The sequence below is a fragment of the Serratia proteamaculans genome, assembly GCF_004684015.1.
GTDB lineage: Bacteria > Pseudomonadota > Gammaproteobacteria > Enterobacterales > Enterobacteriaceae > Serratia > Serratia proteamaculans_F.
In genome coordinates, this window is the sequence record NZ_SRIA01000019.1 from 506,011 (window position 1) to 521,128 (window position 15,118).

Annotated in this window: 12 protein-coding genes; 5 read left to right on the top strand and 7 right to left on the bottom strand. The window is 55.3% G+C overall.

All coding sequences use genetic code 11. From position 1 onward, the window contains the following. Positions 1-45 precede the first annotated feature (45 nt). Positions 46-672, bottom strand: coding sequence for a uracil phosphoribosyltransferase (gene upp / locus E5C26_RS18065; RefSeq protein ID WP_017893631.1), 627 nt, complete (start codon positions 670-672; stop codon positions 46-48). Between the two features lie 255 nt (positions 673-927). On the opposite strand from upp, the gene purM reads away from it, so the two are divergent. Both purM and purN read left to right on the top strand, forming a co-directional pair. Beyond that, on the top strand, positions 928-1,965 hold the full coding sequence (gene purM, locus E5C26_RS18070; RefSeq protein WP_135317714.1) for a phosphoribosylformylglycinamidine cyclo-ligase: 1,038 nt from the start codon (positions 928-930) through the stop codon (positions 1,963-1,965). Next, positions 1,965-2,603 carry a phosphoribosylglycinamide formyltransferase gene (gene purN, locus E5C26_RS18075; protein WP_135317532.1) on the top strand — a complete coding sequence of 213 codons (639 nt, stop codon included), beginning with the start codon at positions 1,965-1,967 and terminating at the stop codon, positions 2,601-2,603. Before purM ends, purN begins: the two co-directional genes overlap by 1 nt. Before the next feature lie 32 nt (positions 2,604-2,635). Here purN and E5C26_RS18080 read toward each other — a convergent pair whose 3' ends face one another. Further along, the gene (locus E5C26_RS18080; protein WP_135317533.1) at positions 2,636-2,923 is read right to left on the bottom strand and encodes a type II toxin-antitoxin system RelE/ParE family toxin; all 288 of its coding nucleotides are present in this window, start codon (positions 2,921-2,923) and stop codon (positions 2,636-2,638) included. A 3-nt stretch (positions 2,924-2,926) separates the two neighbouring features. After that, on the bottom strand, positions 2,927-3,121 hold the full coding sequence (gene relB / locus E5C26_RS18085; protein WP_135317534.1) for a type II toxin-antitoxin system RelB family antitoxin: 195 nt from the start codon (positions 3,119-3,121) through the stop codon (positions 2,927-2,929). 145 nt (positions 3,122-3,266) lie between these two features. Here relB and speG point away from each other — a divergent pair, with 145 nt between their 5' ends. Next, positions 3,267-3,821, top strand: a complete 555-nt coding sequence (gene speG, locus E5C26_RS18090) for a spermidine N1-acetyltransferase (RefSeq protein WP_099062596.1) — start codon at positions 3,267-3,269, stop codon at positions 3,819-3,821. A gap of 80 nt (positions 3,822-3,901) precedes the next feature. Here the strand turns inward: speG and pstB are convergent, their stop codons facing one another. Genes pstB through E5C26_RS18105 form a run of 3 tightly spaced genes read right to left on the bottom strand, consistent with a single transcriptional unit; the run spans position 3,902 to position 8,566 of the window. Then, the gene (gene pstB / locus E5C26_RS18095; RefSeq protein ID WP_135317535.1) at positions 3,902-4,714 is read right to left on the bottom strand and encodes a phosphate ABC transporter ATP-binding protein PstB; all 813 of its coding nucleotides are present in this window, start codon (positions 4,712-4,714) and stop codon (positions 3,902-3,904) included. Between the two features lie 28 nt (positions 4,715-4,742). Continuing rightward, complete coding sequence (pstA, locus tag E5C26_RS18100) at positions 4,743-6,395, bottom strand: phosphate ABC transporter permease PstA (protein WP_135317536.1); 1,653 nt, start codon at positions 6,393-6,395, stop codon at positions 4,743-4,745. Continuing rightward, positions 6,392-8,566 carry an ABC transporter permease subunit gene (locus E5C26_RS18105; RefSeq protein ID WP_135317537.1) on the bottom strand — a complete coding sequence of 725 codons (2,175 nt, stop codon included), beginning with the start codon at positions 8,564-8,566 and terminating at the stop codon, positions 6,392-6,394. The genes pstA and E5C26_RS18105 overlap by 4 nt, the downstream gene beginning before the upstream one ends. Positions 8,567-8,961: 395 nt before the next feature. Between E5C26_RS18105 and ppk1 the strand changes: the two genes are divergently transcribed. Next, entirely contained in the window at positions 8,962-11,025 is a 2,064-nt protein-coding gene (gene ppk1, locus E5C26_RS18110; protein WP_135317538.1) for a polyphosphate kinase 1, read from the top strand. A gap of 10 nt (positions 11,026-11,035) precedes the next feature. Beyond that, the gene (gene ppx, locus E5C26_RS18115) at positions 11,036-12,586 is read left to right on the top strand and encodes an exopolyphosphatase (protein WP_135317539.1); all 1,551 of its coding nucleotides are present in this window, start codon (positions 11,036-11,038) and stop codon (positions 12,584-12,586) included. Between the two features lie 32 nt (positions 12,587-12,618). Here ppx and E5C26_RS18120 read toward each other — a convergent pair whose 3' ends face one another. Continuing rightward, positions 12,619-14,838, bottom strand: coding sequence for an EAL domain-containing protein (locus E5C26_RS18120; protein WP_240776082.1), 2,220 nt, complete (start codon positions 14,836-14,838; stop codon positions 12,619-12,621). Positions 14,839-15,118: the final 280 nt, after the last annotated feature.

Below are 15,118 nucleotides of genomic sequence, written 5' to 3' on the forward strand. Positions count from 1 at the left end.
TTATTTTCCGGTCAAAAAAAAGCCGACTCACGTCGGCTTCAATTTTTATTTGGTACCAAATATCTTATCGCCCGCATCACCCAGGCCCGGCACGATGTAGCCCTTGTCATTCAGGCATTGATCGATAGAAGCGGTGTACAGTTCAACGTCCGGATGCGCTTTCTCCAGCGCAGCGATACCTTCCGGTGCCGCGACCAGTACCAGCACCTTGATGCTGTTGCAGCCGGCTTTCTTCAGCAGATCGATAGTGGCGATCATCGAGCCACCGGTCGCCAGCATCGGATCAACCACCAACGCCAGACGCTCTTCGATGTTGGACACCAGCTTTTGGAAATAAGGTACCGGCTCCAGGGTTTCTTCGTCACGGTAAACGCCAACTACGCTGATGCGCGCGCTAGGGACGTTTTCCAGTACCCCTTCCATCATGCCCAGACCGGCACGCAGGATAGGTACGACGGTAATTTTTTTCCCTTTAATCTGGTCAATTTCAACCGGACCACACCAGCCATCGATGGTCACTTTCTCTGTTTCCAGATCGGCGGTCGCTTCATAGGTCAGCAAACTACCCACTTCCGAAGCCAGCTCACGGAAGCGTTTGGTGCTGATGTCATTTTCACGCATCAGGCCAAGCTTGTGTTTCACCAGCGGGTGTTTCACCTCAACGATCTTCATCATTTTTCTCCTATTAAGGTGGTTGACGGCCAAAAAAATCGCCGGATTATACCTCCTTTTGCCGACTGCGCCACCCACAATAGCCCGATCAGGATCAACAAAAGATTGAATAACAGTATAGATGACGAAAAAGCGGAGCTGGTTCACAAGCCACTCGCAAACGTTTGCCTGCGCTGTTAGAATTGCCGCGCCTTAGTCCGGAATCAATGCCGGATGCACAGTTTTCAAACCGCAAACCGTCGTGGGGATCGCGCAGTGACCGACAAAACCTCTCTCAGCTATAAAGACGCAGGTGTCGATATCGATGCTGGCAATGCATTGGTAGACCGCATCAAAGGTGTAGTTAAACAGACCCGCCGCCCTGAAGTGATGGGTGGTCTGGGCGGTTTTGGCGCCCTGTGTGCGTTGCCGCAGAAATACCGCGAACCGATACTGGTTTCCGGTACCGACGGCGTAGGCACCAAGCTGCGTCTGGCGATGGACCTGAAACGACACGACACCATCGGCATCGATCTGGTTGCAATGTGTGTGAACGACTTGGTAGTACAGGGCGCTGAGCCTCTGTTCTTCCTGGATTACTTCGCAACCGGCAAACTGGACGTGGACACCGCGGCCAGCGTGATCACCGGTATCGCCGAGGGCTGCAAGCAGTCCGGTTGTGCGTTGGTAGGGGGTGAAACCGCCGAAATGCCGGGCATGTATCATGGCGAAGATTACGATGTGGCCGGCTTTTGCGTCGGCGTGGTCGAAAAATCCGAAATCATCGACGGCAGCAAGGTTCAATCCGGCGATGCCCTGATTGCTTTGGGCGCTTCTGGCCCGCACTCCAACGGCTACTCGCTGGTGCGTAAAATTCTGGAAGTCAGCAACACCGACCCAACCACTACCGATCTGGAAGGCAAAACGCTGGCTGACCACTTGCTGGCCCCGACCAAAATTTATGTGAAATCCGTGCTGGAGCTGATCGAGAAAATCGACGTGCACGCTATCGCTCACCTGACCGGTGGCGGCTTCTGGGAAAACATCCCGCGCGTACTGCCGGAAGGCATGCAGGCAGTGATCGACGAATCCAGCTGGCAGTGGCCGGCCGTCTTCAGCTGGCTGCAGCAGACCGGCAACGTCAGCCGTCATGAAATGTACCGCACCTTTAACTGTGGCGTGGGCATGGTGATCGCACTGCCGGAAGAATTGGTTGAGTCCGCCATCGCATTGTTGACCGCTGCCGGTGAAAAAGCGTGGAAGATCGGTAAACTGACCGCTTCTTCTGACGAACAACAAGTGGTCATCAACTGATGAAAAAGATCGTGGTGTTGGTCTCCGGCCAGGGGAGTAATCTCCAGGCGCTGATTGATGCCTGCCAGCAGGGCCGGATTGCCGCCGAAATTGTGGCGGTATTCAGCAACCGGGCGCAGGCTTATGGCCTGCAACGTGCGCAAGCGGCAGACATTGCCGCCCATGCGCTGGATGCCAAGGCCTATGCCGACCGTGCGGCGTTTGACGTCGCACTGGCAGAAGCCATTGACCAGTATCAACCGGATTTGGTGGTGCTGGCGGGTTATATGCGCATTCTCAGCCCGCAGTTCGTGCAGCATTTTGCCGGACGCATGCTGAACATCCACCCTTCCCTGTTACCGAAATATCCTGGCTTGCACACCCACCGGCAAGCCATCGACAACGGTGACAGCGAACACGGCACCTCGGTGCACTTCGTGACCGAACAGCTCGACGGCGGCCCGGTGATTTTGCAAGCCAAGGTGCCAATCTTCCCCGGTGACGAGGAGGATGAGGTGGTTGAGCGAGTGCAAACACAGGAACACCTGATTTACCCGCTGGTGGTGAACTGGTTTGTCGAAGGTCGGTTGGCGATGCGTGATGGCGCGGCCTGGCTCGATGGCAAGCGCCTGCCCGAACAAGGGCATGCCGCTGACTAAAGTGTCTCTTGAGATTCTTCAAACCCTGGCTTTCAGCCGGGGTTTTTTATTCGGGGATATTCTCGTTTGGCATGAATAACACTCAGAACTTCTATATGTCCGATGATTCTATAAACAATCAGGTAGTTGGGATGGACGACAATTTCACGCGTATTATCTACCCTACCCAAACGGTGCATTAAGGGGTTTAACGGCAGGGAAGGTACCACAGCTTCGATTTCGTGCTGCAATTTTCGCACAGCCCGCGGGTTTCTGTCATCGATATAATCAATAATGCTCCATAGCTCTTCCTGAGCTTCACTGCTCCATTCTATCCGCATTGATCATCCCATTTTGCGCAATTTTTTCTTTGCCGCTAAACGAGTTTGCAGTTCAGTCATCACTTGTTCGTGCGGAATTCTTGGCTGCTCACTGTTAATGGCTGCCTCAATCTTGCCCCGGTACCACCGATCGTAGCTCTCTGTTTGCTCGGCCGAACCCAGCACCGGCAAGGTAGAAAGTGGAGGTTTTATCGCCATGGAATACGCCCTCTCTAAATTGTCTATATTTCAGGCAGTATAACGGCTTTGTTTACGAAAAAATACGCGACTCCGCCCCTTATCCTGACCATAATATATTGTCCGGTATTATCATTGGTACCCATCCACGACATAAGGAACCCCCATGTCCAGCCCTACCAACGTCAAGCTACGCCCACTGGAACGGGATGATTTGACGTTCGTCCACCAGATGGACAACAACGCCAGCGTGATGCGTTATTGGTTCGAAGAACCTTACGAAGCCTTTGTTGAGCTTTCCGACCTGTACGACAAGCACATCCACGATCAGAGCGAACGCCGCTTTATTATCGAACACCAGGGCGCCAAAGTCGGGCTGGTGGAACTGGTGGAGATCGACCACATCCACCGCCGCGCGGAATTCCAGATCATCATCGACCCGACCCATCAGGGTAAAGGCTACGCCACTATCGCCGCCAAGCTGGCGATGGAATACGGCTTCTCGGTGCTGAACCTGTATAAGCTGTATCTGATCGTCGACAAAGAGAACCCGAAGGCGATCCACATTTACAGCAAGCTGGGCTTCGAGGTAGAAGGTGAGCTGATCGATGAGTTCTTCGTTTACGGTGAATACCGCACCGTGCTGCGCATGTGTATTTTCCAGCCGCAGTACATGGCGAAGTTCAAAACCGCTGCCAGCGATAAACCCCTGGTGAAGTGAACAAAAAACCCGCGAAAGCGGGTTTTTAGCATCATCAATACCTGCGTTCACTGTCACCAACGGCAAGCCATCATGGCTGTTTAACCATAGCGCCCGGTAATGTAATCCTCGGTACGGCGCTGGCGCGGCGAGGTGAAAATGTCATCGGTATCGTTGTATTCCACCAATCGACCCTGGTGAATAAACGCCGTGTAATCGGATACCCGCGCCGCCTGCTGCATGTTGTGTGTCACCAACACCACGCTGTAGTGCTGCTTCAGCGCAGAAATCAGCTCTTCAATGGTTAGCGTGGAGATCGGATCCAGCGCCGAGGTCGGTTCGTCGAGCAGCAGCACTTCCGGTTCGATGGCGATCGCCCGCGCAATCACCAACCTCTGTTGCTGGCCGCTGGAAAGGCGAAACGCGTTCTCGCGCAGCCGGTCTTTTACCTCGTGCCACAACGCCGCGGCACGCAGCGAACGTTCCACCGCTTCATCAAGAATGCGCCTGTCACGCACGCCCTGCAGCCGCAGGCCGTAAACCACGTTTTCATAAATCGACTTCGGGAAGGGATTCGGGCGCTGGAACACCATACCGACCCGCCGTCTCAGCGCCGCAACGTCGATCTGCGTCCCGGATATACCCTGGCCGTTAAGTTGCAGTTCGCCCTCAATCCGGCAATTATCCACCAAATCATTCATGCGGTTGAAACAGCGCAGTAGCGTCGATTTACCGCAGCCGGAGGGGCCGATCAGCGCCGTCACCCGGTGTTTCGGGATACGCAGTGAAATATCGTGCAATACCTGCTTTTCACCATAGAACAGGTTGAGACTCTTTACCGCCAACGCGGTATCTTCATCATCAAGATGCTGGACATCCAGCCGGGGCAAACTGCCTGGCGTCATCAAACCCATTGGGCACTCTCCAGCAATAGCTTCATTGTTACTGCGACCATGCTTTGTACCGCTCCCTTAGCGAGTGTCGGATGCCCATCGCCGCCAGATTCAACCCCACCACAATCGCCACCAGCAGGAAGGCGGTGGCAAACACCAGCGGCCGGGCGGCTTCTACGCTCGGACTCTGGAAGGCCATATCGTAAATCTGGAAGCTCAGGTGCATAAACTTCCGCTCCAGATGCAGATACGGGAAAATATCATCTACCGGCAGCACCGGCACGGATTTCACCACGCCCACCAGCATCAGCGGCGCGGTCTCTCCCGCGGCGCGCGCTACCGCCAGGATCAAGCCTGTCATCATCGCGGGGGCTGCCATGGGTAAAACAATGCGCCACAGCGTTTCCGCCCGACTGGCCCCCAAAGCCAACGACCCCTGACGCAGAGAGGCAGGAATACGCGACAGCCCCTCTTCGGTGGCGACAATCACCACCGGCAGCGTCAGCAGCGCCAGCGTCAATGCCGCCCACAACACGCCCGGCGTGCCAAAGGTCGGGTTGGGCAGCGACTCCGGGAAGAACAGTTGATCGAGCGTGCCGCCAATCATATAAACAAAGAAGCCCAGACCAAACACCCCGTAGACAATCGAAGGTACGCCAGCCAGATTCACCACCGCAATGCGGATCAACCGCGTCAGCAAATTATTACCGGCGTACTCGTGCAGATAAACCGCGGCAATGACGCCAAACGGCATCACCACAATCGACATCAGGATCACCATCAGCACCGTGCCGAAAATGGCCGGGAATACGCCGCCTTCGGTATTGGCCTCACGTGGGCTGTCAGTAAGGAATTTCTTTACCTGCTCGCCCCAGTGCACCAGCTTCTGTGTGGTATTCATCGCGTTGGGATACCAGGCATCGCGCACCTGACTGAGCGCAATCGTATGAACCTGGCCGTGCATATCACGCAGCAGCAGCGCATCACGATGACGATCGCGGTTCAAGCCTTCCAGTCGGTCAGACAACAACCGATACTGACGTTGCAGCTCCAGTCTCTCAGCGTTGATGGACGCCTGCGCACGGGCGTCGAGCTTGTCGTCATGCAGCAGGCTTTTCTCCCGCAGGCGCAGCGCATCAAACCGTTGGTTGATACGCGCCATATCGCGGAACTGAATATCATGCGCCTGTCGCGAAAGCGCAGCAATTTGCGGCAAACGCTGCAACAGCGCCTGGCTGAGATTTCGCCCGGTCAACGGCTGGCCGTCCTCCAGCATGCCGGCCAGATACCCATAGGCGGTACCATTATTATTGCGCTCAAGTACCAGCAGATTACGCGGCGTGCTTTGGCTCAGAATGTCACCGGCCAACAGTGTGCGGAAGTCTTGCCCTTCGCTCTCACGGTTACCCACTTTGATCAGATAGCGCTCAAAACTCTGCGCATCTCCTGGCGGCAAGGCAACGCCGGACTCCAGCAATTGACGGCGCGGAATGCTCTGCTGTTGGTACAGTTCGCCAATCAGGGTCACCGAACCTGCGCCGCTCTGATTGAGTTCAAACTGGTAGACCGGGCTGGGCCAGAAATAGCGCATCCCCTGCCCGGCCAGCAACAGCATAATGCCAATCAACGCCAGCAGGCTGACGGCCACCGATCCGGCTGTCAGCCAGATCCACGGCGAGCCGCTCTTGGCCCAAAGCCTCATGGCGCCTCCTGATTCAGGGTATAGCGTTTACGCAGACGCAGACGGACAGCCTCCGCCAGCGTGTTGAAGACAAAGGTGAAAATAAACAGCACCAGTGCGGTCAGGAACAAGACCCGGTAGTGGCTGCTGTTGGCCACCGCCTCCGGCATTTCAATGGCGATATTGGCCGCCAGGGCGCGCAAGCCCTGGAACAGGCTGCCGTCGATCACCGGCGTGTTGCCGGTCGCCATCAGTACAATCATGGTTTCACCCACCGCTCTGCCAAAGCCGATCATCAGCGCCGAAAAAATACCGGCACTGGCCGAAGGCAACACCACCCGCATCACGGTTTGCCACTGGGTCGCGCCCAGCGCCAGCGATCCCTGGCTCAGGGTGGCCGGTACGCTGAACAAGGCGTCTTCCGCCAGTGAGAAGATGATCGGTACCAGTGCGAAACCCATTGCCACACCCACCACCAGTGCATTGCGCTGGTCGTAATCATCGCCCAGCCAGAAATGCAGCGGCTCGCCAAACAGTTTGACCTCCAGCCACGGCCCCACGCTGAACGCCAGCCAGACGGTCAGTATCATCAGCGGCAGCAGGATCAGCAGATCCATACCCGGCGGCAAGCGGCGCGGTGCCAGCTTGTTCACCAGAGCACCGCAGGCCAGCACCACCACCGCCAACAACAGCGGCAGTGAAAGCACCGCCAACAGATAATGTTCAATTACCGGCGCCAGCCAGATACCGGCCACCAGCCCAATCACCACCGTTGGCAGTGCGCCCATCACCTCGATCGCCGGCTTGATCACCCGCCGTAGTCCGGCCGACATGAAATAGGCGGTGTAAACGGCCCCGGCCAATGCCAGCGGAATGGCAAACAGCATGGCATAGGCCGCCGCCTTAAAGGTGCCAAAAATGACCGGCATCAGGCTGAACTTGGCCTGATAGCTGTCCTCACCGGAAGTGGATTGCCATACATAGGCCGGTTCGGGGTAATTCTCATACCACACCTTATGCCACAGTGAGCGCCAGGTGACGTCGGGATAAGGGTTATCGATCGGATAATGCTGCCAGCCCTGCGCCGTTTCCAGCAGTAGGCCGTCACCACGTGGAGCAAACGCCATTTGCTGTACGCCGGTGCTCAACCTGCCATTCAACAACGGCTGCGGCTGAATGCTGGAAAACAGCGAGAAGCCCCCGTCGGGTCTCAGGGTAGCGAACACCCGACGATAAGGTTCGGCCACCAGCAAATCCCGTGGCTCGGACTGATGGTCGAAATGCTGCACTGGCGTCAGTTGCCAGCGCCGATCTTTTTCAACATCAAACCATTCACGCAGGCTACCGTCAGCCGCTTCAATCAATAACGCACTGCCGCCGGGCAAGGCAGTCAGTTGATAGGGAGTGCGATCGCCGAGGATACGTGTTTCTTTAAGCTGTAATTGGGTGTCATTAATTTGATAGCGCGCCAGTCGGTTACCCGACAGCAGATACAACTGACGGCCGTCCGGCGTCAGCACCAACTGTTGCACCGCGCTCTCCAGCGGGCTTTCACTCAGCTGCGGCGCCTGGTCGCTGCCAAAACGGCCAAACACCAAACGCCGGTCTTCGGTCACCCCGGCCAGCAAATACTGACCGTGCCGCGCTTCAGACAGTGCCAACAATGCCAAGGGGCGCCCCTGTTTATCCAGCGCCAATGGCCGTTGCCCAAGCGGGAACAACCACTGTGGTGCAGAGGTGCTCGCAGCGGCGAAATCCGCACTGGCAACGATAAAGCGACCGTCGGCCTGCGCCAGGGCAAACAGGTCACGTTCCCCGGCCGCCTGGGTCAGCAACATCGGTTTGGTCAGCAATGGCTGCTGCGTCAGCGGTGATCCGGCCCCGGCGGAGCCCTGCGGCGTCAGACGGTAAAACTGCCCCAGCCCCTGCGCATCAATGCGATAGCCGATGCGCTGCTGCACATCCATACCCAGTGCCAGCGCAGGCGCGGTGGCGCTAATCGGTAACGGCTTTGCCTGCCCCATCGCCGCCGGTTTAAACAGCGGCAGCACCGCAAACAGCAGGTAAACGAAGATCAGCATTAACGTCATCAGCACCAGCAGCCCGCTGACGGTCACGGCCGCCTGCACGCTACGGTCGATGCGCGCACGCAGGCGATCCCGGGGATGTTGGTTTACCGTAGTTTGTGCCATGTCTCTCGCTGTCACTGAAGTAAGCAGGCTTGCGCCATAGAATAACCGGGCATCTTATGTCAGTTTTATGACGTTTGCATGACAAAGATGCTCATCTGGCGCATCGAATATTACGCTGCCAAGCGGCATTATGAGGTGGTTATATTGCTGAAAAATGATGATAAACCCGATCATATCTATAATTATAAAGCATGAAAGATGCCATTTTATGCCAACAGGAAATGACAAACCGCGCCAGGGCCGCAGAAAATATTTTTACGCCTTAAAAAGGCCTCGTATCAAGGTAATGGATATGTTGGACTTTCCTGTCAATCTCTCGCAATAATGATGAAGAATACTGAAGCGGCATCCGGGCTGCGTCCTGGATCCTTTTCTAAAATTGAACTGGAGTGGCAATGGGTCTGGAAAAGCTCTACATCGAAAAAGAACTAAGTTGGTTATCCTTTAATGAACGCGTATTGCAGGAAGCCGCAGATAAGAGCAATCCCCTGATTGAGCGCATGCGTTTTCTGGGCATTTATTCCAATAACCTTGATGAGTTTTATAAGGTCCGCTTTGCCGATCTCAAACGACGCATCCTGATCAGCGAAGAACAAGGCTCTGGCGGCGCTTCTCGCCATCTGCTGAAAAAGATCCAGGCCAAGGTATTAAAAACCGATCAAGAATTCGACAGCCTGTATAACGATTTGCTGCTGGAAATGGCACGTAATCAGATCTTCCTGATCAACGAACGTCAGGTGTCGGAGAACCAGCAAATCTGGCTACGACAATACTTCAAGCAGCATCTGCGTCAGCACATCACGCCCATCCTGATCAACCACGAAACCAACCTGGTGCAGTTCCTGAAAGACGATTACACCTATCTGGCGGTAGAGATTATCCGTGGCACGCATATCGAGTACGCGCTGCTGGAGATCCCGTCCGACAAGGTGCCACGCTTCGTCAACCTGCCGCCGGAAGCCCCGCGCCGTCGCAAACCGATGATCCTGCTGGACAACATTCTGCGCTACTGCCTGGACGATATTTTCAAGGGCTTTTTCGACTACGACGCGCTCAATGCCTATTCGATGAAAATGACCCGCGACGCGGAATACGATCTGGTCACCGAGATGGAATCGAGCCTGCTGGAACTGATGTCCTCCAGCCTGAAACAGCGCCTGACCGCTGAGCCGGTACGTTTTGTTTATCAGCGCGACATGCCGAATGAAATGGTGGAATTGCTGCGCGGCAAGCTGGGTATCTCCAACTACGACTCGGTGATCGCCGGTGGCCGCTACCATAATTTTAAAGACTTTATTGGTTTCCCGAACGTCGGCAAGGCCAATCTGGTCAATAAGCCGCTGCCACGCCTGCGCCATACCTGGTTCGAAAAGTTCCGCAACGGTTTTGATGCCATCCGCGAACAGGACGTGCTGCTTTACTACCCGTACCACACCTTTGAACACGTGCTAGAACTGGTGCGTCAGGCATCGTTTGACCCGAGTGTGCTGGCGATAAAAATCAATATTTACCGCGTGGCGAAAGACTCGCGCATTATCGAATCGATGATCCACGCCGCCCATAACGGCAAGAAAGTCACGGTGGTGGTGGAGCTGCAGGCCCGTTTTGATGAAGAGGCCAACATCCACTGGGCCAAGCGTCTGACGGAAGCCGGCGTGCACGTTATCTTCTCGGCTCCGGGTCTGAAAATTCACGCCAAGCTGTTCCTGATCTCACGCCGTGAAGGCGACGAGATTGTGCGCTATGCTCATATCGGTACCGGCAACTTTAACGAGAAAACCGCGCGTATTTATACCGACTATTCGTTGCTGACCGCCGACTCACGCATCACCAACGAAGTGCGTCGGGTGTTTAACTTTATCGAAAACCCGTACCGGCCGGTCACCTTCGACAACCTGATGGTGTCGCCGCAGAACTCGCGCCTGAAGCTGTATGAGCTGATCGACCGGGAAATTGCCAATGCCGAGGCCGGGCTTCCCGCCGGCATTATGCTGAAAATCAACAATCTGGTGGATAAAGGGCTGGTAGATCGGTTATATACCGCATCCGGCGCCGGTGTAAAAATCCGCCTGTTGGTGCGAGGTATGTGTTCTTTGATTCCCAACCTGCCGGGGATCAGTGACAATATTCAAGTAATCAGCATCGTCGACCGCTATCTGGAACACGACCGGGTTTACGTTTTCGAAAACAAAGGTGACAAACTGGTTTATCTGTCCTCCGCCGACTGGATGACCCGTAACATAGATTACCGCATCGAAGTCGCGGTCTCGCTGCTGGATCCAACGCTGAAACAACGGGTTCTGGATATTCTGGAAATCCTGTTCAGCGACACGGTCAAGGCACGTTACCTCGATAAAGAACTGAGCAACCAGTACGTACCACGCGGCAATCGCCGTAAAGTCCGTTCTCAGGTTGCCATTTACGAGTATTTAAAAGCTCTGGAACAACCAGGACAGTAGGCCAGCAACTATGCCGCTAAAAAGCACTGCAACAAACAAACCGCAGGAAATTGCTGCCATCGACCTCGGGTCGAACAGCTTCCATATGGTGATTGCCCGCGTCGTCAACGGCGCTTTACAGGTATTGGGCCGTTTAAAACAACGGGTTCACCTCGCCGATGGATTGGACAGCAACAATGTGCTCAGTGAAGAGGCAATAGAGCGTGGACTGGCCTGCCTGGCGCTGTTTGCCGAACGGCTGCAGGGTTTCCCGGCGGATAACGTCACCATCGTCGGTACTCACACCCTGCGTCAGGCCGTTAACGCGGAAGTGTTTCTCAAACGTGCAGCCAAAGTGATCCCCTACCCGATTGAAATCATCGCCGGGCAGGAAGAAGCACGTCTGATCTTTATGGGCGTGGAGCACACTCAGCCTGAAAAAGGCCGCAAGCTGGTGATCGATATCGGCGGTGGTTCTACCGAGCTGGTGATCGGCGAAGACTTTGAGCCGCTGCTGGCGGAAAGCCGCCGCATGGGCTGCGTCAGCTTTGCTCAGCAGTTTTTCCCAGGAGGGGAAATCAGCAAAAACAATTTCAAGCGTGCGCGCCTGGCAGCGGCACAAAAACTGGAAACCCTGGCCTGGCAGTACCGCATCCAGGGCTGGCAATACGCATTGGGTGCCTCCGGCACCATCAAGGCCGCACACGAAGTGCTGGTGGAGATGGGCGAAAAAGATGGCCTGATCACCCTGGAACGCCTGGAAATGCTGGCAGAACAGGTATTGCAGTTTAAAAGCTTCAGTTCGCTGAGCCTGCCGGGGCTGTCGGAAGACCGTCAGTCGGTGTTTGTACCGGGTCTGGCGATCCTGTGCGGCGTGTTCGACGCGCTGGCAATCCGCGATCTGCGTCTTTCCGACGGTGCACTGCGCGAAGGTGTGCTGTACGAGATGGAGGGCCGTTTCCGCCATCAGGACATCCGCAGCCGTACCGCCAAAAGCCTGGCCGATCACTACAATATCGATCGCGAACAGGCCAAGCGAGTGCTGGATACCACCGAGCTGTTGTACGCCCAGTGGATGGCGCAAAACACCAAGCTGGCAAATCCGCAGCTGGAAGCGCTGCTGAAATGGGCCGCCATGCTGCATGAGGTGGGGCTGAGCATCAACCACAGCGGCATGCATCGCCACTCGGCCTATATTTTGCAAAACACCAACCTGCCTGGCTTTAATCAGGAGCAGCAGTTGCTGCTGGCGGCGCTGGTGCGTTTCCACCGCAAGGGTATCAAGCTGGAAGAACTGCCGCGGCTGAACCTGTTCAAGAAAAAGCATTACCTGCCGCTGATCCAACTGCTGCGTTTGAGCACCCTGCTCAACAACCAGCGTCAGTCGACCACCACCCCCGAGACGCTGCGCCTGAGTACCGACGATAATCACTGGACGCTGCGTTTCCCGGCCGGCTATCTGGCGTTAAACAACCTGGTACAACTGGATCTCGAACGTGAACAGGCCTACTGGAATGACGTCGTCGGCTGGAAGCTGATTTGCGAAGAAGAAGATACCCAAAACGAGCAACGCTCTGCCTGAGTCTTTCGCCCCCTGCCTGCAGGGGGCAACGCTCAACGTGGTGTCGGTAACAGCGCCAGCAAGGGCTGTGGCTCGCCGATGAAGTAGCCCTGCATATAATCCACGCCGACCCCTTTCAGTGCGACCAACTGCTCCATGCTCTCCACATATTCCGCTACTATCGTCAACCGCTTCATACGCGCCACTTTACAGATAGACGTAATCACCTGGAAATCCACCGGATTGGCCAGCATGTCGCGCACGAAACTGCCGTCGATTTTCAACATGTCGACCGGCAGCATCTTCAGCCGGTCGTAGCTGGCATAGCCGGTACCAAAGTCATCCAGCGCAATACGACACCCCATCTCACGCAGTGCCTGTAAGTTGGCCCCGGCGTAGGCAGTATCTTGCAACAGATGCGATTCGGTCACTTCCAGCGTCAGTTGGTATGGCTCTATCTGGTACTGCTCCAGCAGGTTATTGACATCGTGGCACAGCATAGGTCGGCACAGCGAAGTAGGTGATAAATTAACCGCAAAGCGCGCACTGGGCAGTTCGACACGATGCTGATCCATAAATTTCAGTGTATTGCGCAGTACCCACAGGTCCAGGCGATAGGCCAGGCCGAATTCATGTGCCACCGGCAGGAAATCATTAGGCGATATAATTTCTCCACACGCGTCGCGCATGCGCAGCAGGATCTCATGATATCGGTCACCGCGCAGGCCCACGATCGGCTGCGCCATCAGAATAAACCCATCATTATCCAGCGAATGCTGTACGCCATGCAGTAGCGCGACTTTGCGTTTGATTTCCTCCTGCACCCATTGCCCGCCGTTTTGCACACTCTCCGGTTTGCCGCTGGTCAATGATACTTCGGCCAACGAGCTAAGTTCCCCCAGCAGAAGGTAGAGATGTTCGAAATCGGCATTCAGGCTGCAATAGCCTAAACCCAGCGGGGGATGGAGCGGCAACCCGTTCCATATCAGACGGAATTTCTCCAGCGCGCTGTAAATCTGCAAAACCTTTTCTTCGCTGTCTTCGCCATCCACCCGCAGCAACAAATCATAACCCGGCAGATGATAAACCCCCTCACCGGGGGCCAGTACCTGATGCAGCAGCGCCGCCAGCTGCTGTTTGAAACGAATGCGCAATTGCATACCGTAATTGCGGCTCAGCAAATCCAGCTCGCTAACACGCAGGAAACACAGCGTTGAGGGTAATGACTGAGCCAGATCGCGCTTGAGGGCACGCAGGTTAGGCAAGCCAATCACCGGATCTTGCAGCGCGGCGCTTTGCGCCCTGGCATGACTTAACCGCTGGCGGGTATTGAGCGCCGACATCAGGTAAATGCACAGGGTAAACACCACCATCATCGAAGAGATGACCGCCAGGTTATGCAATAAATTGTCACGCTGCGCATAGCCGGGATAATGGAAAAACAGCACCAGTAAAGTAGAAGACCAGATAATACAGTTGAATTGATAGCCAAAGCGCATCGCACCGTACAGCATCACCGGCAGCAACAATATCAGGCCATAGCCCCCCAGCAGCAAAGGGGGGGCATTTTTGGCGTAGTAAGACAGCAAGGCCACCATGCTGCCCAGCACCAGCAGCCACAGAGACAACTCTTTTCTATCGACAGTAGGTGCCATTTCACGGCCAAAACGCCGCCATAGCGTCAGTGCGAACCTGGGCTTGTTCAAGAGACGTAACATAAAGTAGAACAACGGCATAGCGGACAGACACCCCAACAGCAGCGCCTGAAAATTGACCAAAGCCAACAAATAGTCACTGTCACCGGGCATCATCCCCAGTTCGTCAGGCACTTGTGCCAGACCGACCAGCAGTTTCAGACCGAAAACAAACAGCAACGCCGGCAGCACCACCAACCAGATCAAGCGCGCTTTGACCAGGGCCGGTACGCCGGGGGCCGCGCACCAGCGACGCTGAGTCTGGCTGCGATACCCCAACCAGCACAGGATCAGACAAAGCAGGTACAGCGAGGTGACCAATATGCCGCTCTCCAGCCCCAGTCGGCTGGCGTATCGAAACATGATGGCCAGGGTAATGCCCGGCAGTGCCCGCCAGTCGTAGACCATCAGCAACGCAATGCAGGCGGCCAGTGGCAAATAGAGCAGATAGACTTTAGCCTCAGGCAGCATAATGCGCGGTGACAGCCAACCGGCGAACGGGATCAGCAACAAGCCCCAGATGAGGGGATAACCCCACCAGCGCTCGCGTAAATGCTTCCAGAATATTGGCTTGACCATAAAAATAACGAGTCCGTCAGGGCGCAATTCCATTCGCGCGTTCAGGTAATAAGGCAGGTTCCTTTACGTACCTCTATCCATTCATGAGGCAAAGTGAAAGTAACATATGCGACAGGAGAATGGAGTGGAATTTTATGCGCCAGGGTCAGAGAGGGTTTGACTGCGATCAAGCAAGAAGGAAAAGTTGGGTAAAAATGTGTAAGCCTATTTTTAGTATTATCTTAACCCCATGATCTTATAGATAAACCGAAACCTGGGATAAACATAAGTGAAATATCCG